At 34.4% G+C, this 25,102-nt stretch carries 18 protein-coding genes; 11 read left to right on the top strand and 7 right to left on the bottom strand.

Translation table 11 applies throughout. The annotated features are described in order from the left end of the window. Positions 1–1,497 precede the first annotated feature (1,497 nt). Positions 1,498–2,595 (top strand): lipoprotein LipL36, encoded by a 1,098-nt coding sequence (locus tag LEP1GSC049_RS218930; RefSeq protein WP_078131782.1) that lies wholly within the window; start codon positions 1,498–1,500, stop codon positions 2,593–2,595. 1,433 nt (positions 2,596–4,028) lie between these two features. Next, positions 4,029–4,151 carry a hypothetical protein gene (locus LEP1GSC049_RS2000000228920; RefSeq protein ID WP_016560617.1) on the top strand — a complete coding sequence of 41 codons (123 nt, stop codon included), beginning with the start codon at positions 4,029–4,031 and terminating at the stop codon, positions 4,149–4,151. A 223-nt stretch (positions 4,152–4,374) separates the two neighbouring features. Here the strand turns inward: LEP1GSC049_RS2000000228920 and lsa25.6 are convergent, their stop codons facing one another. Next, positions 4,375–5,070 (bottom strand): adhesin Lsa25.6, encoded by a 696-nt coding sequence (gene lsa25.6 / locus LEP1GSC049_RS218935; RefSeq protein WP_004755014.1) that lies wholly within the window; start codon positions 5,068–5,070, stop codon positions 4,375–4,377. Between the two features lie 1,467 nt (positions 5,071–6,537). Between lsa25.6 and LEP1GSC049_RS0205350 the strand changes: the two genes are divergently transcribed. Both LEP1GSC049_RS0205350 and LEP1GSC049_RS218940 read left to right on the top strand, forming a co-directional pair. Continuing rightward, positions 6,538–6,918 (top strand): YfeK family protein, encoded by a 381-nt coding sequence (locus tag LEP1GSC049_RS0205350; RefSeq protein ID WP_016748183.1) that lies wholly within the window; start codon positions 6,538–6,540, stop codon positions 6,916–6,918. 507 nt (positions 6,919–7,425) lie between these two features. Next, entirely contained in the window at positions 7,426–7,782 is a 357-nt protein-coding gene (locus tag LEP1GSC049_RS218940) for a DoxX family protein (protein ID WP_004755073.1), read from the top strand. Positions 7,783–7,957: 175 nt separating this feature from the next. On the opposite strand, the gene LEP1GSC049_RS218945 is transcribed toward LEP1GSC049_RS218940, so the two are convergent. Beyond that, positions 7,958–8,629, bottom strand: coding sequence for an OmpA/MotB family protein (locus LEP1GSC049_RS218945; protein ID WP_016560559.1), 672 nt, complete (start codon positions 8,627–8,629; stop codon positions 7,958–7,960). Positions 8,630–8,759: 130 nt separating this feature from the next. Here LEP1GSC049_RS218945 and LEP1GSC049_RS218950 point away from each other — a divergent pair, with 130 nt between their 5' ends. After that, a complete protein-coding gene (locus LEP1GSC049_RS218950; protein ID WP_004759475.1) occupies positions 8,760–9,437 on the top strand; it encodes a hypothetical protein in 678 nt (225 codons plus the stop codon). A gap of 812 nt (positions 9,438–10,249) precedes the next feature. Here the strand turns inward: LEP1GSC049_RS218950 and lepB are convergent. From lepB to LEP1GSC049_RS218970, 4 genes are all read right to left on the bottom strand, one after another. Then, positions 10,250–10,846 (bottom strand): signal peptidase I, encoded by a 597-nt coding sequence (gene lepB / locus LEP1GSC049_RS218955; protein WP_004759525.1) that lies wholly within the window; start codon positions 10,844–10,846, stop codon positions 10,250–10,252. Between the two features lie 43 nt (positions 10,847–10,889). After that, positions 10,890–12,482: an LA_3751/LA_3752 family putative glycosyltransferase gene (locus LEP1GSC049_RS218960; protein WP_016560610.1), complete on the bottom strand. Its 1,593-nt coding sequence runs from the start codon at positions 12,480–12,482 to the stop codon at positions 10,890–10,892. Positions 12,483–13,567: 1,085 nt separating this feature from the next. Beyond that, the gene (locus tag LEP1GSC049_RS218965; protein WP_004755075.1) at positions 13,568–15,103 is read right to left on the bottom strand and encodes an LA_3751/LA_3752 family putative glycosyltransferase; all 1,536 of its coding nucleotides are present in this window, start codon (positions 15,101–15,103) and stop codon (positions 13,568–13,570) included. A 319-nt stretch (positions 15,104–15,422) separates the two neighbouring features. Further along, entirely contained in the window at positions 15,423–17,012 is a 1,590-nt protein-coding gene (locus tag LEP1GSC049_RS218970) for an LA_3751/LA_3752 family putative glycosyltransferase (protein WP_016560658.1), read from the bottom strand. 38 nt (positions 17,013–17,050) lie between these two features. Here LEP1GSC049_RS218970 and LEP1GSC049_RS2000000228680 point away from each other — a divergent pair, with 38 nt between their 5' ends. The 6 genes from LEP1GSC049_RS2000000228680 to LEP1GSC049_RS219000 all read left to right on the top strand — a co-directional run bounded on the left by LEP1GSC049_RS2000000228680 (position 17,051) and on the right by LEP1GSC049_RS219000 (position 22,598). After that, on the top strand, positions 17,051–17,266 hold the full coding sequence (locus LEP1GSC049_RS2000000228680; RefSeq protein WP_004759504.1) for a hypothetical protein: 216 nt from the start codon (positions 17,051–17,053) through the stop codon (positions 17,264–17,266). Between the two features lie 3 nt (positions 17,267–17,269). Next, on the top strand, positions 17,270–17,851 hold the full coding sequence (locus LEP1GSC049_RS218980) for an LIMLP_15305 family protein (RefSeq protein ID WP_004759503.1): 582 nt from the start codon (positions 17,270–17,272) through the stop codon (positions 17,849–17,851). Between the two features lie 91 nt (positions 17,852–17,942). After that, on the top strand, positions 17,943–18,935 hold the full coding sequence (locus tag LEP1GSC049_RS218985) for an SPFH domain-containing protein (RefSeq protein WP_004753730.1): 993 nt from the start codon (positions 17,943–17,945) through the stop codon (positions 18,933–18,935). A gap of 3 nt (positions 18,936–18,938) precedes the next feature. After that, complete coding sequence (thrC, locus tag LEP1GSC049_RS218990; RefSeq protein ID WP_004754438.1) at positions 18,939–20,288, top strand: threonine synthase; 1,350 nt, start codon at positions 18,939–18,941, stop codon at positions 20,286–20,288. Between the two features lie 499 nt (positions 20,289–20,787). Next, positions 20,788–21,513, top strand: a complete 726-nt coding sequence (locus LEP1GSC049_RS218995; RefSeq protein WP_004754459.1) for a hypothetical protein — start codon at positions 20,788–20,790, stop codon at positions 21,511–21,513. 11 nt (positions 21,514–21,524) lie between these two features. Then, positions 21,525–22,598, top strand: coding sequence for an LIC10486 family protein (locus tag LEP1GSC049_RS219000; RefSeq protein WP_004759496.1), 1,074 nt, complete (start codon positions 21,525–21,527; stop codon positions 22,596–22,598). Between the two features lie 1,235 nt (positions 22,599–23,833). On the opposite strand, the gene LEP1GSC049_RS219005 is transcribed toward LEP1GSC049_RS219000, so the two are convergent. Then, entirely contained in the window at positions 23,834–24,829 is a 996-nt protein-coding gene (locus LEP1GSC049_RS219005; RefSeq protein WP_016560646.1) for a WG repeat-containing protein, read from the bottom strand. Positions 24,830–25,102 lie beyond the last annotated feature (273 nt).

Here is a 25,102-nt window from a genome sequence, read left to right as displayed (position 1 = left end):
TAAATACTTTCTTACATGCACTCACGTTAAATTAGGGAGAACCCATGCAACACTCTCTATGGATCGCGTTGAAAAACTCATGCAACACTCTCTATGGATCGCGTTGAAAAACTCATGCAACACTCTCTATGGATCGCGTTGAAAAACTCATGCAACACTCTCTATGGATCGCGTTGAAAAACTCATGCAACACTCTCTATGGATCGCGTTGAAAAACTCATGCAACGCTCTCTATGGATCGCGTTGAAAAACTCATGCAACGCTCTCTATGGATCGCGTTGCAGGTGTAAGTTTTACAGAGGATTTGTAGTAATTCCGACAGATTTATATTGAGATCCAAATACTTGTGTGGGTTGGTTATGGTAGAGAGCGTTTTGCTTGAGTTCAAACGCGACCTGTCGAACGATCCATAGCGATACATTGAGTTAAGGAAGGCATTCTGCTGAGTTTTGAATGTATCGATCCCTTTCGCGTTATACTGAATTCACGTTCATACCAAAAGATTTGTTCAAAATCAGTGAATTAACGCGAGTTCAATAAAGTTGTTGAAAAATTAATCTTCTTCCGTTTTTTCATTAAAACGAATCGATCTTATAAAGTTTAAATCTCAGCTTTTTCAAAAAATGAATCATGAGTCAAACTCACGTTAATATATAATTCTTTAGTAATTATTCGCAAAAAATAAAATGTGGGAACTCCACAAAATTCGAGTTTTATGGTTCAATTTTGAAAAATGTAAGAAACTAATACGGGCGAACTAAATTACAAAACATGTATTTAAAAATTTGCAAGGTGACAAAATTTGTGGGAACTCTCACAAATCCTGTTACGATGAAACTTTTTTTCACCAAACTCACGTTAAATAGAGCAAATTCGCGTAAGAAAATCTTGGCGATCATCGTGCGATCAGAAACACCTTCATAAGAGCGTTTTATAGAGTTTCTCAAACTCAATGCTGTTCTATTGGATTGAAGTATAATGTTTCAATTCCTTCGGAATTTAAATTCAATTTTGTTTCCTAAGCTCAACGTCTTGCTTCTATTGCCGCTCAATGAGCACATAGAATAATTACTTTTGTTATATCGAATTCACCTTAAATATGCCTACCTCGATAAAAATTTGGACTTCTTGTCCCTATATTGGAAGGCCAGATTGTAAACCGAGCTTCTCAATTTAAGTCAATAAATTGAAAGGAATATTCTATAAAATATCCGACTCAGTCGTAATTTCTTGATACCTATTGAGGCACTTACGAAAGGGAGCGAGTCTTAAAATTTGCCATAGAAATTAATAATCTTATAAAGTATTCTCAAATTATATTTTGAATAAAAAATATAGAGGAATGAGACATAAGATATAGATATTTTTTATAAAAACTATGGCCTAAAAAGATTCACTTTTCTGTATAGTATTTGACCTAATTTCTACACTTAAGGAATATTATAGACCAGAAAGTGATTTCATAATCACTTAAAAATCACAAGAGGTTCTTTCTTTATGAGAAGAAACATAATGAAAATTGCCGCTGTAGCAGCTCTTACGGTTGCTTTAACGGCATGTAAAAGTGACGACGATGATGACGATGTTGTTATGTTGGCACTTTTGTATTTAGCAGATCAAACAAGCGGAAATTGCGTGACACTTGCTAAAAGTGACGGTAATGGGGATGGAATACCTACTTATCAAGCAACTGGTAATACTAGACCAAAAGGGGCTTGTAACAATACATTTAATGTAACTACTATTGTTAACAATCCGGAAGCGGTCGTAACTTCGGTTAAAGCATCTTATCAGGCAGCTAAAGATAAAGCAGATGCCGCTGGTACCAATTGCTCTGTAGTTAGTACTGTTCTTCAAAATGCAATTAATAATGCAACGGTACTTAAAGTGCAACAGTCTCTTGCAATTGGTACATGTTCAACATCAGGTGGTGGTTTAACAGGTTGGAATCTCAATCCTTTAACTTTTGGTGGTAACTTTAGTGTAGATCCTGCTTATCTCGGAAAAACGGTTTATACTTGTTCTTCTGAAAAAGCAAAAGAGAATTTACTAATTGCATTGAGTGCAGCTGGTTTTTCTACGATTGCTGGTTCAGTTGCAACGGATATGGCAACGAACCTTTCATATAAGCAAAAGTTAACAGCGGTTTCTGCGTCCAACTTTAAATGGACTGCAGATGCAGCTGCTAAAGGTCGCTTAATCAATGTTACTGAACTTACAACTGTTGGTAAATCCGGAGCTGCTATAGTGGCATTTGGAGCTATTGGTACTGCGGTTGCTTTACAACCTGCTTCTGCTGCTGCTACTTTAGCTTGCGGAAAAGATCTGTTATCTAAAGAAACTGAAGACGTTCAAAAAATTGCTTTTGCACTTTATGATCCACTTGCTGGTTTTAATGGTGCAATGACAGGTGGCCTTTTGGACACTATGATTACTACTGCTCAGGCACAGTCTGCAACTGAGGTTCTTTTTACTAGCCTTACTTGTCAATATGGTGACTTTGACGAAGAAGCTGTTGGAAATAAACAAACAGTTGGAACTGAGGCAAACGTAAAAATTAGTGGAACTTGCCCTGCAACTTATCCTAGATACTAATTCTTTTTAGAATTTAATTTAAGTTAACGGAAAATACCGCACTACTTTTTAGTGCGGTATTTTTTTTGAGAAAAGATATTCTTGAGAACTCTCTAATTCTGAAAAAGCTTTTTTTGAATTTAAATTCTTGAATCATTTTCAATTTTTATCATGTTTTATATAAAGTCGTTTTTTAAGTGATTTCAGTGGGTGAGTTTTGTTCGCTCATTTTTAGATAGTGAACAAAATGATAAAACGTTATTTTTTAAGAAATATGAATCATCATATTTTAATTCTCTAATGTATGTAGATTACTCCGGCGATTTTGCTGCTTTCAGCATCGTTGAATATAAATATAGAGAAAACTTAATGTATCGTTCTTTATGGTTGCTTTGCAGGTCGCGTTCAAAACTCAATAAAACACTTCCTTAAACTTACATGAGTTTGGCATAAGAAACCCATGATTCTGTAAAAAGTTGAAATCTGAACTTTACAGATCGATTCCTAAACTGTGGGAACTACCATAATTTAAAAAATAGAAGTTTATAACAATTGAATCTGTCGTATTCAAGTCTAGGAACTCACACAAAACTTAGGTTTGTCCGTAAAATGATGTGGGAGCTACTGCAAACCACGATTTTTACGAACAAATTCTAAAATTAGAGGAACTATTACTTTTAGAAAATTATTTCTTACACCGAACCCATTAAAATGGGATTTAAATTTTGCTGATGGTCGTAAAATAGTGGTTTTGTGCAAAAATCAAATTGGAGAGCGATGATTCTTTTTGTATTTTATAGTAGTTCCCACAATTTTCAAAGTTTAACTGTAAATCCACGATTGTGAGAGTTCCCACAGATTAAGTCGTATTACAAATTTTAAAACATTTATTTTTTTATGGAAAAAATCTAGATTTTATAAAACGAATCTATTACACCGAATTCATTTTACTATCCGAACGCATAAATAGAATACTTGGGTTAGATTGTTTCAAAAATTTGAATGTTTTGGTCTTGCTCTAAAATGCCGTGAATCTCGAATTCGCGGCATTTTTTAAGTACCGCTATTTTTTTCGCAAATTCGGCCGTTAATAACTTGATACTATTTTCGTGCATCCGAGTTGTAATCAATCCCCACTAGTTGAATAGGATTTTAGAATCAGAATTAAACTCAACACAACGCTCTCCTCAAACTCAATGTATTGCTCTGCAGGTCGCGTTCAAGAACTCAGTAAAACGCTTTCCTGAAACTCAGCGTCTCGCTTCTACGGTCGCTCGACAGGGTCGCGTTTTAGGATCAAAAACGCACATTTTCAAGTGTTCCAACAAGAATGAGGTTTTTTACTTGCAAAAAGTATGTTTTTCTGATAGAGAAAAATCCCCCAAGTCTTTCCTCCTGAATTGCGACCTTGGGAAGCAATTCATTGAGTTGCCACCCAAAATTAGGAAAAACTCATGCAACGCTCTCTATGGATCGCGTTGAAAACTAAAGCACAACGCTCTCCTGAAACTCAGCGTCTCGCTTCTACGGTCGCTCGACAGGGTTGCGTTCAAGAACTCAGCAAAACGCTTTCCTAAGGGTCGCGTTTTGGGTCCGGGCTTTTTGAAGGCGAAAAAATAGCCCGGTAAGGGGTGAGCGGAGACCTTGGCTCCGCTCAGGGGGATTTTTCCCCCTTTTAATCCTTCAAAATACATTTTAGAGAATTAGAATATACTCGATTTCTATTGATTGATAAGAACTGAAAACGTGGTCCTGTTTTTTATTTAAATACTTTCTTACATGAACTCACGTTATTCAACTTTAATTTACCGGGAAGAGGCTTTGACGAATCAATGCTTGATAGCGAGGGTTCGTGATTTGATTCGAATTTAGGATCCAAGAACCACTTGCAGGCATCGGACTGAAATCTTTCTGCTGAATTTGTTTTCCTTTTTGAAGCTGAGCGAAATTTTCTAACATACGATCTTGATTGGTCAATATTTGATCCGGTTTTCCGTCTTCGTTTGAATCTAACTCCATCCGAGCTTCCGGGAAAATCCATAAACTTGGTTTGCCTTTTCCATAAAGATCTACTTCTACATGTGCTACAATTCTCATTGTTTCTTTGGGAGTTGCAGATGCATTATAGTATACCATGGATTCCCAAGTTCCATTTTCGTCTAAATCGTTTTGTTCGATTAATTTTCGATTTCCGGGGCCGTACCAAGTGCGGCTATGATTTCCCTTGCGAATGAGTTCTTCAAATAGAACTAAGCTGGTTTTTGGATCCTTATCGTCTCCACGTACCCAGGTCCAAAGATCCGTTTTCCCATCCAGGTCCGAATCGGTTCGCACCATCACGAGTAGTTTTTCCGGTTGAAGAACAAAGGCTGTTTGATTCTTCTTATCTTTGTCGATTACACCTAGATTGCTTATTTTAATTCTATCATCCTTACACGAAAATAAAACGAGTAGGGCAAATACTAAATTCAAATTTTTGATTATACTGGATTTCATTTTAACCTCCTTCCACCAGATTAATTACTTTGCGTCTGTATAAAATAAAAAAATAATTTTCTATTTATGTTTATTTTGCCTGCTATCCAATTACTTTCTCATTTATTTCTCTATATAAAAACGATATGTATTTTAAATTGAATTTCTGTTTAGGCCCTAATAGTATTTTATTTTATAGTTCTGATAACAATCTCTAAACCATATTTTTAGTTATACTTTTGAAATGATTCCAAAAATAATTTAGAATACTTTTTGTCCGTTTTTAAAGGTGAAAATAAGGAACTTATAAAATAGAGTTGTTGAAAAATGAATTCCTCATCGGTTTTCGTTGTATGGAAACGATCGATTGAAGCGTTTTGTCAATCTTCCACTATGGAATTTTTAACAATTCTAATGAATTTTTATTACGATTGCATATGAAAATGATACTATGAGTTTGTTCAAAAAGTTAGAATGCAGGATCTCTACAAAAAAATGTAAATTTAGGATTAAACAGAATCTGTAAAAATACTAAATTTTCACAAAAATCCACCGTTACTTTTAAATAACGTGAATGAATGCGAAAGGGATCAATGAATGAACTCATACAACGCTTCCTATGAGGCGCGTTGGAAACTCAACACAACGCTCTCTATGAATCGCGTTGGAAACTCAACACAACGCTCTCTATGAATCGCGTTGGAAACTCAGTAAAACGCTCTCTATGGATCGCGTTGGAAACTCAGTAAAACGCTCTCTATGGATCGCGTTGGAAACTCAGTAAAACGCTCTCTATGGATCGCGTTGGAAACTCAGTAAAACGCTCTCTATGGATCGCGTTGGAAACTCAGTAAAACGCTCTCTATGGATCGCGTTGGAAACTCAGTAAAACGCTCTCTATGGATCGCGTTGGAAACTCAGTAAAACGCTCTCTATGGATCGCGTTTTAGGTCAAGTTATTGGTATTTTATAAAAATTGAATCTGGTTCTGAAATTTTACAATAACTTGACCAGAGCGAAGAGCCCGGTCCGGCTTGTCTGCGGCAAGCCGGATTCGCCCCGGTTTTCTTACGCGCTGCTTACGTTAGATACCATTCTCATACGTTTTCGTGATAATTTGACAATGTTCATTCAAATGAAAATTTGTGCAAAAATTTAAGTTTGCTGATCGGTGCTGAGAATTTTTATCATAAAAGTTCTGTTTCAGCGCAACATACTGTGCACTTGAATTTTATAGTTTTAAGTAGTGAGCTTATTACTGTGTTTCAAAAGATTTACAGCTTATCTCAAAACAAAGATTTGATGACAACGAAATTCTTGATTTGGTTTTTTAAGTTTTGATTTTTGTTTGTTGACTTCTTTTTAAAAATAACGGATATGCTTATGAGCTTAGAACTTTGCATCTACCTTGTTTAATTCGGTAAAATTTTAGTTTTTTATAATATTTAAATTTGTAAAAGTAATAATAGATTTAAAAATTGAAGGAATATGATCAAATTAATATTTTTATCTATTTTTCTGTTTTGTATATCCATTGCTTCTGAAAATGATTCTAGTTTTAGAAACGATTTAAATTCTCTGATGAACGTTCTTGAATCTTGTGAATGTAAATTCATTCGAAACGGTTCTGAACACGATCCCAAGGAAGCCAGAGAACACATGGAAAGAAAGCTAAAGGCCGTCGATGGAAAAATTCATACAATTCAGGAATTTATAGACCATATAGGTTCCAAATCCAGCGTATCCGGAAAACCTTATTTCGTAAAATTTGCGGATGGCAAAACGGTTGAATCTAGAGTTTGGTTAAAAGAGAAATGGGAAGAAATTGTGAATAAGAAAAATAAGTCGATCCAGAATCGTAGAAATTAAGTTTTTGATGAGTTTAAAGATTCATTCTACTGGTTTTCAAAAGATTCGTAATGTTCAAAAATATTTTTAAGATGACTGATTGTTCTATTTTTAACTTGTCTTAAAACTTTAAAAAGTGTAAAAGTAAGTTTCAATTCCTTTGGAAAGAATATGAAAGTTTTGGAATTAGAGTTTGTACAAAAATCGTCCAATGTGGGAACTTTTACAATTTTGAACATTAGAGTTATTGAAAAATGGATTTTCTTCCATAACTCAGAACTATATAAAGAATATCATAAAATTTGAAATAGATTTCCGTTTAGAGACAGGTTTTTGGATATTCTATTATGTAGGAATCAGTGAAACGACTTTTTGTTAGAGTGGATATTGATTTTTTCGACAACTCTATTATTCAAAAGTTTATAAATTACTCAAGAAGCGTAATTTGTGAGAAAGATTTAAGTTTCACATTCATGATTTCTTTTGAGGTTTTGAAAAAAGTTCTAAATTAAAAAAAGGAAATTTTTTATGTCCGATTTAAAGGTTATCAGTTTATATTTCATGACGGCCTTTTATATTGCCGCGGGAGTTCTTCATTTTATATTACCTAGATTTTATTTAAGAATCATACCTCCTTATATTCCTTATCCTAAGTTCGTAGTTTATCTAAGCGGTTTGATTGAAATCGGACTCGGAGCTATGTTAACTCTTTCTGATACTAGATCGTTCGGAGCTTGGGGAGTGATTCTTCTTTTGATTGTCGTGTTCCCTGCGAATTTTTATCACTATCAATCCAGAAGAAAAACCGATCCTCCTAAATGGGTTTTATTTTTAAGACTTCCGTTGCAGCTTTTATTAATTTGTTGGGCTTATACATTTACATAATTTTAAAATATAATAATATTTTAAATATTTATTGAAAAGTCTTTATCTTAGAATTAACGTGAGTTCGGCGTAATAAAATTAGGGCGAATCCGGCTTGCCACAGGCAGCGTTGTGCTTTAGTTCATTCATCGATCCCTTTCGCGTTTATTCACGTTAGTAGGATCGATTTTAAACTTTAGTTTGAATACTTTTGCAACTCCTCCATTCCAGGAAGATTGCTTAGATCTGGAACGATTACGATTTCAATTCTTCTATTGGCAGATCTATTTTCCGGAGAAGTATTTGGAAGGGCAGGTCTAGACGCTCCCATGCTTGCCGCGCTGATCCTCACTTCAGGCATTCCAGCTTTGATCATAGTATGAAGAACATTAAGCGCTCTTGATGAAGCTAATTCCCAATTCGTATAACCTTTAATACCCGTAGGAGTATCGTCCGTATGTCCTTCTATTTGAAAACGTTTTCCTTCTAAAGAAGCGAGTAACGTGGTCACTTCTTTAATGGCGGCAGTTCCAGAAGGGGATAGGTATGCGGAACCGATCGGAAATAAAATATCCGAAGATAAGACTACTACCATTCTTCCGTCTATGATTTTAATCTTAAGTTTACCCGCGTCGATTAAGAAACGGAACGTGGACATGAGTGCCTTGTATTCCTGGATTCTCTGATCCGATTCTTCTTGGATTCGTTTTAATTCTTCCAAAGAGCGGGAAAGATCCCCTTTTTCACCTAGAATTCTCTGGTTTTCTAATTTTGATTCTTCATAAGATTTAAGAAGAGTTTCATACTTAGAGTTCGAAACGCAGTTGATTAAAAATAAAATAACAAAAACAAAAATCTTAAATTTCATGAAATTCCACCGAAGTAATATCTGTTTTATTTGTCGGCGAATCGTAAAAAAACAAAAGGAATTGTCGGATGAATAAAAAAATCTTTTCATCAAGCGTTAGCTCGATTACACTACTTAGAAAGAGAATCAAATGAACGGGTCCATTTACAAATTAATCGAACTTTCCACCTCAGTGCTTCTTTTCACGATTTTTTATTTTCCGGTCTCACTGTCTTCTCAGGATAAAACACCCGCTGGTACTTCCGTTTCCGGAAAAAACTTTGAAGTAAAAAAGGAACTCAAGTCTTACTTGGAAGAAGTCAGAAGAAATCTGAGAGATTCCGGTTATAATATAGATAAAAAACATCAATTCAACGGAGCCGTTTTTAAAGGAAATTCAGTTATTTATAAAATTCATCTTCCTTTTATCCAAGAAGAAGGAATTCAAAAATACAAATTAGGAATTGGTTTAGCGCATGATGATTCTGCTCATTCTTTCTTAGTTCAGATTTATAGAAGTGATAAAAAAGATAAAAAGATCGCACCGATTTTTTCGGCTTATGCCGATCCGGTTTTCTTTTATGAATTCGATTATACTAGTTCCGGTAATCATTTTTTAGTGGAAATCACTTTAGAAGATTCTACTTTAAACGTCGCAAATTTTGAACTTCTATTTAGCACCTTGATAAGTCCTCAACCAGACAAAAATAAAAAGGAAGATAAAGGTCAGTATAACCCGAATCAGAATAATCCAGGGTTTGGACCTTATCCTTCTATTATTCCGAATGAGACTAGAAATTATTTTGAGGTTTTTAAAAAGGAATTTTGAAGCTCAAAATTAAAACAGAAAGTTCATATAAAAATAATATCTGATTTTTGAATATTCAAAATTATGAAATTTATTTGAATAACGTGAATTCGATTGTTGAAGATTTGGGCGAATCCAGCTTGCCACAGGCAAGCCGGACCGGGCTCATCGCTCTGGTCAATAAATTGCATACAGGAAACGTAATATAATATTTTACCTTGAGTTTCAATTTAGAACGCGATTTATAGTGAGCGTTCTGCTTTAGTTTTCCTCGCATCGATCCCTTTCGCGTTTGTTCAAGTGAGTTCGGTTGTTCCCTAAAATTTTGTTTTACGGCGAAAAAATGGATGTGGGAACTACCACTTTTAGAAAATTCTTTCTCATTTTCTAACGCCGAACTCACGTTAAATAATGTGAGCAGGGCGTAAGGAACTTTATAATTCTGAAAAAAGTTGGAATCTGAACTTTACAGATTGATTCTTTAAATGTGGGAACTACCACAAAACTTAGGTTTGTCTGTAAAATGGATGTGGGAACTACTACAAATCACGATTTTACGAACAAATTCTAAAATTGTAGGAATTCATACTTTTAGAAAATTTTTTCTTACGTCAAACTCACGTTAAAGATACAGAAGTCTTCGCGAAATTACACCCAATCTAAAATTGTTGGCTTTTTTGAAAAGATCTCGCATTCTAAGTTTTGAAACAGGTGCAGTATAATTTTCTTTTCATGTGTCCGAGTAATTGTCCATTTTAATACAACGGAAACAGATAGAGAATGAATTTTTCAATAATTCCAATATTGAAAAAAACAATCATTCGGGCTGAGATTTATAAAAAAATCCAAACTCTACCTCGTAATTTTTGGAATGGAACCAAACCGTAGTTCCTGGAATCCGTCGAGTTCTCGCGGTTATCGCCTAACATTAAAAAGTAGCCCGGAGGTATTCTACCAGTATCTCCGATCGGAACGTTTCCTTTGGCTGCAGTCATAGGAATCATGGAAAGAGAGGGTGCTATGGTTTTAAACCCAGGTTTTAAAAATGTCTCTTGCAAAGGAGAATCGTTGATTAGAATCCGATCGTTCTCAAAACGAAAATAATCGCCTGGTAATCCTACGACTCTTTTTAAACTTAATTCTTCTTCAAGTCCATCCAAAACGAGAACGTCAAAACGATTCACTTTACTTTCAATAAAAGATATTTCCCATTTTCCGATGCGGGTCGGGAATCCGAATTTGGTAACTAAAATTAAATCTCCTTCTTTGTAGGAAGGAGCCATAGAATAACCTGAGATGAAGTAGATTTGAAATAAAAAAATTCGTATTAGAAGAATTGTAAATAAAGATAGAAATATAGGGAGAATAACGCGTAGATATTTTCTCGTATTTTCTTGTATTACGATACTTTTCATAAGAACGTAAGACAATGTTTAGAAATCTTCTTGAACGTGGCAAATCGAAAAAGATGTTTTAGCGGGATTGTATTTCCGTGAAACGAAAATATACTTTAGGATTTTTAATTATAGTGATTTTCAGTTTGTTTGTAAATTGATTTCTAATCGATTCTGACCAAGGTTTATCCAATTTATCCTCGATCAAAATGAAACTTTCATTAGGGTGTGATTGTAAAATTTGTATCAAATCCCTCTGCTTTTTGATCATAAGAATTGTTTGAGAAAGATAATTGAGTCCGAACGTGTTGGCAATGTTGCTTTTTGACGTGATGAAAATTTTAGAATTGTCCCAAGGAATTTCCGACTGAATTTCGGAAAGTTGAATTGAAATTTTTCTCATTAATTGAATCATTTTAAAATTAACGCTGATAGAATATAGAATCAAAATTAGAAATCCAAAAAATATTAATTTTTTATAATTTTCTTTTATTCTTATGCTTCTGGGTGGTTTTGAGTTGTTTTTGTGAATATTTTTTAACTTCGAATTTTTTCTAAAGAACCAGAAAGTGTTCATCGAAATTTTGATTTTACTTAAAAGTAAAAGTGGAATAAAAACGCTACAGGTTAAATACCGAGATCCCCAATCTATGTTGGAATTGTTGGGAGTAAATATACTGACTAAAACTAAGTTCGAAACAAAAGTGAGTATCCAAATTTTAACGTATTGGCTCGTTTTTTTCCATTTCCATATAAAAAACAAAACGATAAAAAAATACCAAGGAGAATATCCCAAAAACCCCAAACGTCCATTTCCCGCAAAAAGTAGACTTTGAATGTCTGACATCTTGTTTGTTAAATCGAAATTTGCAATTGTTTTATTCAAAATGATGCGAGGGCCTAATAAAAATCCATAATTTAAAAAATTATAAAATATGAATATACTAAAAATCAGTAGAAACCCATTTAAAAACGGTAGAATCCGTCTCGACTTTTGAATGAGTTTTTCTTTTTTTGAAAAAATTTTAATTGTGAACGTGAAGAAAATCAAACACGAAGTTAATACAAACACTTCTTGCCTATACCAACAAGCTATACCTAATAAAATTCCAGAAAGAAAAACCTGCGCGGAATGATTTTTCAAAAAGAGCGATTTCTTATTTTGTAGAATTAAAATTCCCAACAAAACCAGTGTGGCAGCAATAGAAACGTCTGAAAATGAAATAAAGTGATGAAACAAAGGAGTCGAAATCATTGCGACAATTGGTATGATCCATTTTTTTGAAATCATATATAAAATGATTAAGTATAAACCGAAAAGAAACGCTGATAAATATAAAATCCATTCCGGATGTCCGATCCAAACAAAAGGTGTAGCGATCAAAGTGTTTGCAAATGGAAAAGGTCCAATCTTTTCTCCTTTTGCAGAAACAATCGTTTGAACCAATAAAAAATTAAAATTAGGGTCTAATCTTTTTCCTAAATAATAGATTTCTTGAGACTGAAAGTTCGATTCGATCCAACCTTTTGTCTGAAGAACTTTAACAAGACTATCGGAGGCGAAAGAAGATTTAGGTATTGTATAATACGTTGCGTAAAAAATGGATCCCATCAGAAAAATTAAAGGTAAAGATCGGATTGAATGTTTTAAGAACGAGTTTTTAAGTTTCATCGTTTATAAAATTGGATTTTTTTCCAACATTCTACTTACTTGACTGAATCAAATTCAGTGCCAAGAAAACGTATAAACGTTAAGTGGTTACTGATGTTTAATACAATTTTGATCGGCCTTAAGTTCTAAAGAATACAGTTTTGTTACAAAATATTCATAAATTCTTTTAAAAGAGTATGGAATATCCTATTTTGTGAATTCAGTTCTACTCACTATAAATCTTCTCTGAAAAAAATGAACGATAGACGCAGATTCTGATTTTTATCCTTATTTTTAAAAAGTATATTCAAAAAACAGGATTTTTTAAAGAACTTAGCTTTTTTTTAAAAGCCTTTATCAAATAAATTCTGAATTTAACATGTCTCTAAAGTAATTATTTTCCGTGGAATTTTTATTACTCATAATTATATAATAAAGTACCTAATATTTTACATGGGATCAGTGTTTTGTGATAAAATTAACGGTGCTCAATTTTATAGAGATTAGTAGAAAATATTAAAGTTATTGAAAGATTCCATAGTATCGGTTAATAAAACTGCTTCCAGAAAATAGAAACAGATGAAAAATTTATTTTTTAATAATTCTATTCATATCTTTTTGATTTAATAGTATATTGTTTTTATATAATATTTTGTTTTTCTGTTGTTTGCTTCTCAGGCGCATAAAAATAATACTTATGATGAACTTGTCTCAAAACTCAAAATGTGAGGTCTTTTTCAAAAAGCCAATAAATTGAAGTTAGATGCAACTTTTGCAAACTTGTATTTTTGGTAAAATCGATCTAAAGCTTTTAGTGATAGTTTAATGTGAGTTCGATATAACGCGAAAGGGATCGATGAATGAACTAAAGCGCAACGCTTTTCTCAAACTAAAGCCATCTCATTCTCCATGGATCGCGTTCTATATTGTATTCAGTTTTTTTCATGTAATTTGTTGACTGAAGCTGAAGCCGGGATTTATCCCAATTTTTTTCAGAAAAATGAATCATGACCGAACTTACGTTAATTGAAAAACGAGTTTTAAATACCTGCTAAAATTTTTGAGAAATAGTTCGTTTTCGATTTTTAATCATGAAAAGAAAAGAGTTAAGGTTTATAGTAACGAGTGGAAACGATTCCTTTGTACTCTAAAGATTTTTCTTTCCTAAAATTTAAATTCAACTTTTCCGTTAAAAGGGTTTTTGATTTGGAAGGTAAAATCATAGGCATTTTATATTCAAATTTTTTAAATTCTTTTTCACTCATTTCAAATAAAGTCAAAGAAGAAATCGAAGGTTCCTTTATAAGATTGTTTACAATCCGATCTAGGTTTGTTTTTGGATTGATACATAGAATGTTTTTAGAAAGATGATCCGATCCGGCTTGTCCGCATAGAAGTGGATCCGTAAAAATCCAAACGGAACTTTGGTTTTGCGCGTAAAAATTTCTATATATTTTTTCCTGTTTAATCGCGTGTTGCATTATTGCTAAAATTAGACCGGAGACAAAAAAGGAAAAAATAATTAAAACTACAGAAAGAGTCTTCCAGCTTTTTGAGATTTGAGGATTCCATATTTCCCAAAGAATCAATAAAGGTATAATTGTAAGTATAAGGTATCTTCCTGTAATCGTAATACCGTCGTTAGGTGCGAGGACTCCTACTAACACTGTGTTTATGACGATTACCAAAAGCAGAAAGTTGATTTTTTTATCTTTTTCATTTTTAAAAAAAACATAATATAAAACCGGAAGTAATAAAAATGAAGAACAAAAAAACAGTCCGAATTTAGGAGCTCCATTTACATAGTTTACGAATATAATTGAAAAAAAGCGATGAACCCTGTCTAAAACGGATGTTTGTTCGATTCCGTAGTTAAAAATAAATCTTACACCTAATACATGTCCGTAATCCCAAAAATTCCAAAGAAAAAATAAAATTATTGGAAGAATTCCAAATAGAATTCCTAAAGGATTGATTCCTTTTATTAAATCTTTTATGTTTTTTCGGTGTATTATAATTTCAGAAAGTACTAAACTTCCTAAAAAGAGTAACGTTTCTAATCGAAACCAAATCGGAATCGAACAGGAGATAAGAGCCAAATAAAGGTCACTGGATTTTTTCAAATCTCGATAACTAAGCCAAAAAGAAAATCCTATGGAATTAAAAAGAAAGTATATGGAATATTCGCTAAAATCTAGACACAAGGCAAAAAGTATCGTTGCAAAGTAGCCCAGTAAAATCGTTCTTTGACCGATCAATTTTCTCTTTGAAAGCAGGTAAAGAGAAAAGATCATAAAAAAAGATAAGAGCATAGGAACCCATTTCCAAGTGATACCTATAAGCCTTAAAAAAGATGAAAGAAAGGTGAATGCTACTGGATATTGACCGATAAATCTTCCTTGGATTTCTTTTGCAAAACCTGTTCCCGGAAGAAAAAATGCTTCGTGGAGAGGATCTAATTTTTCTGCGGGATATCTGATCTCTTCGGATTGAAAATTGTTTTGAATCAAAGAATCTGTCTGCATCGCTTTTAAGGCGGAGTCGGCGATATAAGTATTTTCCGTTCCGATGCCAATATGTAGAATTGGTACGGTTATGATTAAAATGAATACTGCCCATTGTTCTTTGATTTTTTGTATCATCGTCTTGTTGAATAATCCTTAATATAACTTATATAAAAACCTATCCCAAAAAAGCTCAATTAACAGAGCCACGTTTTTAAACTCGCTTGTAGGAACAAATTCTTTCAGTTTTATATTTCTGACAAACTACAATTAGGTTTTGGGATGTACCGTAGGTGAAGTTTGATAATCTGATTTTTATAAAACGAATTTCCTTTTCCGAACTTTTGTATAATTTAGATCTGTCTGTTTCTAAAAGTTTTCAGATTTGTTTATAATGAATTTTTATAGGTTTAAAAAATAGATTCTTTTTTTCTAAATTATAAAAGTATAAAATATATTATTTCTCCTGATAAATTCCGTAAAAAATTTCTATGTTCCCGAGTTTTTTTTTATTTACGATCCGAACGGATGTAATGTCGGAAATCTCTTTGGAATGGAATTGTTTCAGATGGCCGATCATCCCTTCTTTTGTATCCGAATCGTATTTTAAATCCTTCATTCCTTCTGTATATTCCTGAGAATACGCAAAGTATTCGAAAGAAACAGGCTTTTGATTTTTAGAAACAGAGAACTTTTTTAAAAATTCTAAAAGTTCTTTTACTCCGACGGATTGATATATTCTTCCTTGAAAATAGAGATCTTCTCCCGCCATTCCTCCGATCAAACCGTTTTGGAAAATAAGCAGATTTTCTTTCGGTTCTTTGAGAATAAATTCTTGGACAACTTTGGTATTTTTTGCAAATCCTTTTGTAGTTTTATAATAGATCCAAGTAGGAAGAATAGAAATGAAAAGTAGTAAATAAAATGGAATTCTCCAAATCTTTTTTTTGATTTTTATAAACGAAAAAAATTTAGAAGTAAGAACAAATAACCCCGGAAGACCCGGAGCTAAATAACGTGATCCGGATTCCGCTCCACCGTCGTTAGGCGCTACGATTGCGGCTACGAAAATCCCCACAATTGAAGAAACTAAAATCGGTTTTTCTTTTTCTAAAATATCTTTCCAGTTTTTTATCAATACAAAAACAAAAAATAAAACGCCTAAAAATAAAAAAGGAGAATATCCGAATAATCCTAACTTAAGATTTCCATAAAATAATAAATTTATAAAATTCTTAAATAAGTTTGAATTTCCGACAGATCCGTAATTTGCATTGTATCTAGGTCCTAGGGGAGAATTAAAAAACCACTGATTAAATCCACAATAAACTAAGAATAAAAGTATAAGAATGGCCGAGGTCAGAAAAAATCTTCTTTTGTTTTTGGATTTTTCCGAAAAAGAAATGATTCCCTCGTAAAACCAATAAAGTCCAATAAAAATCAGATATTCTAAACGAAACCAATAACTCAGAGATGACAACAACCCGGCCAATAATCCCAAAGGAATGGATTGTTTTTCTTTGGATCTTTGATAGAAAAAAATTCCGAATACAAAAAGGAATAATCCCACTCCTACGTCCATAAACAAGTAACCGTTCATAACGATTGGAGATAAGATGGAGAATAAAAAAATCTGCCAAGCCGGGATCTTATATTCTTTTCCAATTCCGTATAAGGCCGCGCCGATCAATAAAGCGGACAAAAAATAAATTCCGTAGACTCCTCCAAATGGATAGGTAAAAGCATAAAGAATTCCTAATGAAACAGGAAACGCTATGATCTTATGACCGTTTACAATAGACATCTTTAGAAGGCTGAATTTGAGTTCTGGATCAAATCCAAATCCCGGATAAAATACGTCTAACGATTGAAAGGCGCTTAGATAGATGGATTTTCCTAAAATGAATTTTTCGTAGTGGTCTGCTGAAAGAAGGTATTTAGGTGGGATCGTCAAATATAAAAAATACGGAAAAATGAAAGAAGCTGCGACGGTAAAAGATTTACTTTTAAAAATTTGAGTTAGAAGAACTTTCAGTTTTAAGATCATTGATTTGTAAAAATAGAAAATCTTATGTTATAGATACCTTGATTATAAAAGGAAACGATATAGATAAAATAAACAAATCGCTTCCTGATGAAAGTCAACTTATTGTAATTGTTTTCAAGGTCAATCTGCTTTCGGCTGAAAGTGAAATACGTTTTATAAACGATTTAAAAAACTTACAATCAAATATAGTATGTTTAGAAATATCAAGGGTTCGTTTTTTCATTGATCTAATTTTAAATCGTGTAAAACTATAAGTTATGCAACAGGAAACTTCCACTGGACAAAATGCAATTGATCAATTTTTAGCACAATCACCTGTGCAAAATCTAATTTCTCGTTACCGATCGGAAAGAGGAAAGATCCGTAGTTTTATGGAAAAACTACCTCTTTATTCAAACGCTCTCAAAGATCACGAATTTCAGAACGCGGATTCTATGTTGAGAAAAGAATTAGCTTCTAAGATTTCTTATTTAAAGGAATCGATCCGAAGATTAGAAGAAACTTTTGTATCAGAAAGAAGAATGGAGTTGATTGGAAGTGGGGAAATTGCGGTCGTATTGATCGATAAATTGGTCCATACGATTCAATCCGCTGGATATGGATTGAACGGACTGGGAACCGGTTTGAAAGCGACCCGAGAAGAATTAGAAAAATTAGCGGAATTCGATTTTTCCTTGTTTAAGGAAGTTGAAGAAGTCGGGTCTAAAATTCAAACCCTTGGAATAAACTCTAATTCTTCCGTTCAGGAAATTCGAGATAAAATCGGAGAAATCCGTTCTTCTTTGGACGGATTGGAAAATGCGTTTCGGTCTAGAAAGGAATTATTCTTGAAACTTTGAGTTTTAGGAAAAGGTCTTATTTTTAAAAAGAAATCGAAAGAATAGTTTCGTTTGCAAATAAGGAATTTTGAATATAATAAAGGAATGAATTATGGCGTTGATTGATGTAATAAAATACGAAGGCCAACCGGGAGAGATCGTTTGGAAATTTCCAAGAAACGATATTAGCTATTTCGGTCAGCTCGTAGTAAACGAAAGTCAGGAAGCGGTCTTTTTTAAAGAAGGAAAAGCGTTGGACGTATTTGGTCCGGGAACTCACACTTTAAAAACCGGAAACATCCCCATTTTGGAAAAACTCGTAAACTTGCCGTTTGGTGGACAAACTCCGTTTACCGCGGAAGTGGTTTATGTAAACAAGTCCGTGATCAATATGACCTGGGGAACTCCGGCTCCGATTCAGATTGAAGATCCGAAATATCACATCACGTTGGGAGTGAGGGCATTCGGAAATTATAATATAAAAGTAATCGATTCTAAGTCTTTTGTTAACACTGTAGTTGGTACTCAACATAAATTCGATCACGACGGTGTAGATAAACTACTCAAACCGATGGTAGTAACCAGGCTAAGCGATTTTATTTCCGAAGTCGTATTAAAAAATGGAGTTCCGATCACTCAAATCTCTCAACATCTCGAAGAAGCTTCTTCCGCCGGAAAAACTAAAACTCAACCTGATTTTCAAAAATACGGTCTTGAGGTTGTGGACTTTTTTATCCAATCGATCAATTTCGATCAGAATGATCCTAACTTTCAGAAGATTCAGAAAGTTCTTACGGATAAATTTGAAATCGAAACGATGGGAAACATGTATCAGCAAAAGAGAATGTTAGACATTGGAGAAGCCGCGGCCAACAATCCAGGTGGTTCTGCAGGAGAAGGAATGAGCGCGGGAATGGGTCTCGGAATGGGAATGAACATGGCGGGAATGATGGCGAATATGATGGGACAAAATCAAGGCGGAGCGAAGTCGGCCGGAGAAGATACAACTGCAAGACTTGCCAAGTTGAAGTCTCTTTTGGACGGAGGTTTGATCACTCAAGAAGAATTTGATACCAAAAAAAAGGACATTTTGAATTCTATCTAAAATATGATCTCCACTCTTACGCGATACAAAGCTGAATTTGAATGTATCAACGATTCCTGTAAAACCAGATATGATCTAAACGAAATCATTTATGAATGTAAAAAGTGCGGAAGTCTTTTGCAAGTTTCCCACGATTTAGATGCGTTAAAATCTGTATCCGGACAGGAATGGAAGGATCTGTTTGATAGTAGATTTCGTTCTGTCAAGTTTCCCAATTCCTCCGGAATTTGGAACAAAAGAGAATGGGTTCTTCCTCATATCGAAGATAAAAATATTGTAACTTCAGGCGAAGGTCTTACTCATCTTTTTACTTCGGATCGATTGACCGAAAGTCTTGGACTCGGAAGTTTTTATGTGAAACAGTGTGGGATCTCACACACCGGATCTTTTAAAGATCTTGGAATGACTGTTTTATTATCTCAAGTAAAACAGATGATTTCTTCCGGGGTTCCGATTCGTGCGGTGGCTTGTGCTAGTTCGGGAGATACTTCCGCCGCTTTAGCGTCTTACGCCGCAAAGGCGGGAATTCCAGCGATTATATTTTTACCCGCGGGCAAAGTGTCTCAAGCGCAGTTGATTCAACCGGTGTCTAACGGCGCTAAGGTGATCGCACTCGATACTGACTTTGACGGTTGTATGAAAATAGTCAAAGAAGTAACTCGAGAAGCTGGAATTTATCTGGCAAACTCGATGAATTCTTTACGGATTGAAGGACAAAAAACGATTTCAGTGGAAATCACTCAACAGTTAGGGTGGAAGGTTCCGGATTGGATCGTAATTCCGGGCGGAAATTTAGGAAACGTATCTGCGTTAGGCGCTGGTTTCGAGATGATGTTTTCTTTGGGACTGATAGACAAACTTCCTAGAATCGTTTTAGCGCAAGCGGAACACGCAAATCCTCTTTATCTTTCTTACTTAAAGAATTTTGAAAGTTTTGAACCAGTTTCTGCAAAAACGACTCTTGCTTCCGCGATTCAAATTGGAAATCCGGTTTCAATTCAAAAGGCGATTAAAACTCTTAAAAAGTTCAATGGGGTTGTGGAACAGGCCAGCGAATCGGAGTTAGCCGATGCGGCTTCTAAAGCGGACTTATTCGGTTTATACAACGATCCTCATACGGGTGTGGCTTTGGCGGCTTTGGAAAAGTTAATTCAAAAAGGAACCATTTCCAAAGGTGAGAATGTAGTAGTCATTTCGACCGCTCACGGATTGAAATTCACAGAGTTTAAGTTGAAATTCCACGGGGGTGAAATTCCGGGAACGGATTCTAAAATCGTAAATTCAATTCATAAGGTAGAACCTAAAGCAGATAAAGTAGTCGGTTTAATTCGGGATTTATTAGTTTCAAAATAATTTGTTTTTGAAGATTGGAATTTAAGCTGCGCACTAATCAAAATAGAAAATACAAGGCGGAGTTTTTGATGCAAGGTCTACTTTAAATTTTCTGATTTTTCCGTGTTATGTTGTAGCTTTCCTCCTACAAGTTTCAAGAAAGTCTGTGTTGTATGAGTTCCCACAATTCCGTTTTCCCAGCGAAAGTTTTAAAAATTCAAGTTGGTTTTTTCTCAATGATGAAAGACTAAGGCTATTTTTTTGACTTCACTAGAAATATTTTACTTAAGTTATGTAGTGCCAGATGTCGAGAATATTACTTTTGGATAGATTTTTACCCACGTTAAATCATTGTTATAATTCTGATCGGTGTTAAATAATACTAAGGTTTTAGGAAAAACCATTCATTTGACTGGTGAACGTTGGTTGAGATTTTAGAAGTTCCCACTTTTTGAAGACTTTTTTTAAAATTCTTTTTTTTTCGTCGAAAATAGGAAGCATTTCGTCGAATCTCTAATTCATGGAGGATTTTGACGACTTACCGGCTCACTTTCAAATAGAAGTCGATTCTGCGATTTTAAAAGAAATTCCTATTTCATTGATTACTTACGTTTTAACCCCGAAAGGTGAAAAAAAACTGAGATATATCATTCACGGGATTCTTGCACGATACGGTCGTCTTGATCTTTCCGAACTTCTTTTTACTTCCGCTAAAGAACTGATTGTCAATGCGACAAAAGCATCGATTAAACGAATCTTATTCAAAGAATCCAAATTGAATATAGAGTCTCCAGAAGATTACGCTCGAGGAATGGAGACGTTTCATAGCAGCTTGAGCAATAAAAAGTTCCCATTTTATAGAGAAAAAATGAAGGAGCACGATCTTTTAGTAAAAGTTACTTTCTGTTTTAATCAAGATAGAATCATTTTAAAAATTCTAAATAATTTCCAACTTACAGAACAGGAAGAAAAAAGAGTTAGAGAAAAGTTCCGGATTTCCAGAGGTTTTGACAATCTTTTCGAGTTTTATATGAAGTTTGGTGATTCAACAGAAGGGGCCGGGCTTGGAATTACGATGGTGGAAATTCTGGTTGCACAGAGTGGATTTGACAGACACTTGTTTACGATTTACAGTAAGAAAGGGGTTTCTCAAACTGTTGCGAGAGTTGAAATTCCTCTAAAAGAGGATTATATTCCTAAAAGATTGAAGTTCGCAAAAGAACAAAATTTAACTTCTGAAACATAGAACGAGGATGAATGGAACCGAGTAATCAAGTCAATAAATTACAGGAACAAGCGAATCTTATGAATCTCGCGCTTGAATCTGTGCTTACGGAAGAACAAGCGGTAGAATTAATTCAGGGTAAGATTAGAGACGCCTATCTTTTAAAAATCAGAATCGATATTGAAAATAGAAGTGGCGCCGTGGTTGCTTTAGTGACTAAGTATAAAAACGAAGTCATAGAAATTTTTTCCTTATTTTCTAATTCTTCTTTGATCCGTAAAATTCGGAGTTTTCAAGATTCCGCTGCGTTTGCTTTGGATATGGTAGAAGCAGCAAAATCGGAACCATACGATCCGGGACTTTCCGATAGCATCGGAAGGATCGTGTATTCCAAACTCACCAAGGCTGTATTAGAATCTTCTTATGCGAACTGGGATAAAAATGACGCCTCCAGTCTCGTAAATATTTTAGAGAATCAGATTAAAACATCATTAAAAGTTAATATTGTTCGGATTCAGGCGGATGTAGAATTTATATCTAGTTTAAAATTCAGAGCTAAAAACGTTTTTGCCGGAATTATTCCTGCGGTCAATCGCCCTGTTGAAGAACCTTCTATTGGCCAGGTTCCTGAAAGCCAGGAAAAAACTCCTGTTCAAAGACAGATCGATCAGTTTAGAAAACCTTTCGGAAGGGTGATTCTTTCTAAGACGGTTCTTGCTCCTGTCGGAGGAGTTGATTTTGACGAATTGACGGAAGGAGACAGACTCTATTTTCAGCTGCCTATCGGAAGTATGGATGAAAAGGCGATGGCAAAGACGTTAGGCGGTATTGACGAAGACGGAAACGTAAGAAACGTCGTGGGTGAGTTTATCGGAATCGCCGCCGGAAAAGGAGAATATCATATTTTTGCTAAAGGTCCTTCTGGGGTTCTTTTGCAGGCGTTTGAGGAACGCCCCGTTCGACTTGCAAAAGTAAAAACTAAAACTTCAAGTTCTGCTTCGACTACCAAAGCCGAAACTTCTTCCGGAGTTGGTTCCCTTGGAATTATTATCGTTGCAGGTGTGGTTTTGGTGGTGGGTTTGCTTGTTTTTTTGATTATGAAATAGTTTTTGGATTTAGGTGCAAATCCTTTTAGTGGTGTTTGAAAAAACCAGACCATAACAAGGTTCAATCAACGTGTAAGGTTTCGGCTACTGCAGCTAAATTATCTTTTTAGAATTTAGCTCAAAAATACTTTATTTTTGCTTAATATGCCGATTTTTAAGACGGCTTTTACTCATTTCTATCCAATCGAGTTCCTAAATAACGTGAGTTTGGTCTAAGAGATTCATTTTATAAAAACCTGATTTTTCCATAAAAAATAAATGTGGGAACTACCCGACTTCGAATCACAAAAAAAAATGAATGTTTAAAAATTTGTAATGCGACTTAATCTGTGGGAACTCTCACAATCGTGGATTTACAGTTAAGCTTTAAAAATTGTGGGAACTACTATTAAATAACGTGAGCAGGGCATAACGAATGTAATTATTATGCTGCGATTCGTAGAGAGCCTAACCAACCCCACAAGTATTTAGATTTCAATATAGATCTGTCGGAATTACGACAAATCCTCTGTAAAACTGAGTTCCCACCTCACAACGCGATTCATAGAGAGCGTTGTGTTGAGTTTCCAACGCGATTCATAGAGAGCGTTGTGTTGAGTTTCCAACGCGATTCATAGAGAGAGTTGTGCTTTAGTTTCAAACGCGATTCATAGAGAGAGTTGTGCTTTAGTTTCAAACGCTTTCGCAAAAAGCGTTTTGCTTTAGTTCAATTTTGATTCTAAAATCCTATTCAACTTGTGGGTAAGGTTATGACAGAGAGCAGCACCTGAGTTTATTATTCTCCCCAATTTTCTTACATCGAACTCACGTTAAATACCAAAAGACTCATCTCATCGTCCAATGCGATTTCTGCATAAAACCGCTGTTTTGCGACCATCATCAGAATTTAAATCCCATTTTAATGTGAGTTTAGCTGAATAAAAATTTTCTAAAAATATGAGTTCCTACAATTTTAGGAATTGTTCGTAAAATCGTGATTTGTAGTAGTTCCCACATTTAAAAATCGATCTATAAAATTCAGATTTCAGCTTTTTTCAGAATCATGGGTTTTTTACGTCCTGCTCACGTTAAATAGAGTTGTTGAAAAATTCTATAGTGGAGATTAACAAAACTGCTTGGATTATCCATTTTAATACAATGGAAATAGGTGGAGAATTAATTTCTCAACAACTCTAAAACTAAATCGATAATAATAATTTTATAATATTAAATAATTATTATTTATGAACTGATGTTTATTTGGCTTTGTATTTTTTAGTATCGAAAATCACTTCGTAATTCTGATTTAAAAGTTGGTCGTAATCTCCGCAAAACGCCACCGCAATACCGTTTTCGTCAAACGGAGTTATTCCTTCGACTTTTTTAGATACTGGAATTTTTTCAATCAATTCGCCTTGTATGTTTAATTTACACCATTCCCCTTTGAGTTTTGTAATGATTGTATCATTTGTTGGTACTATCATGATTTGATACTGGGGTTTGATTGTCCAATTCCCTGCCATATCTAGAATACCCCATCGTCCTTTTTTTGCAGCGGCATAACCTGAGTCGTTAAAATCAATGGCCTCGTCTAAAGGTTCAGACAGTTTTATCTGACCTGTCGTATCGATATATTTCCATGTCGAGTCTTCCAATACAAGTGCAAGACCTTTTTTAAATCGCCCAACATAATCCCATTTCGGTTCTAATGCTACCGCGCCATTTATATCGATAAATCCCCATTTGTTTTGTTTTTTGAACTTCAGAAGTTTTTCGGAAAAGGAAAAACCGAATTCGTCAATCCCCTCTAACGTGAATTTAATTTTTGCGGCTTCATCCAGAAAAACATACTGATTGATGTCTTTTTTTAACCAAACCAAACCTTCGGAAAATATACCACGTCCTTCATAGGTCGGATTTTCTATCCAGGCTCCGGCTTTGTCGATTCTTCCCCATTTTTTTTCTTTTTCCGATTTGGCGAAGGCCCATTCATTATGAAAATTTGTGAGTTCATCAAACTGTGGTTTGATCTTCCATTCTCCTACTTGGTCGATATAACCCCAATGTAAATCTAAAGCATGTTCAAAGTTAGGCTTTATAATTCCAGCCGGAATGAGTCCTGTTTGATCATCTATGTAATCAATTCTATTAAAATTTGGCGGAATTATGATTTCACCTTTAGAGTTTACGGCACCTCTGCGAGGTCGACCATCTTTAACAAAATTTAAAACATATAATTTCTTCGAATTCATTTTACCTCTTGATATCGATTTCAAAGGATAGAAATCATAATTCATTTTTCGGCAGATTTAGCAATTTTAAATATACAGAAGGTATAATTATCCCGGAAAAAGTGTGGAAAAGTAGATTTAAAATTCGGACGTGTAAAATCTCGATGGATGTTTATGGAAATTTAAATGAAATCGTTTACTTCGTAACCAAACTTGCATAAACTTTTTGAAGTTCGGGAAAAAGATACATATTGAATAAAAAACCAGTTCGCGCTAAACGAACCAGTAAATAGA

Source organism: Leptospira kirschneri serovar Cynopteri str. 3522 CT, assembly GCF_000243695.2.
Taxonomy (GTDB): domain Bacteria; phylum Spirochaetota; class Leptospiria; order Leptospirales; family Leptospiraceae; genus Leptospira; species Leptospira kirschneri.
This window is presented reverse-complemented; position numbering and strand designations above follow the sequence as displayed.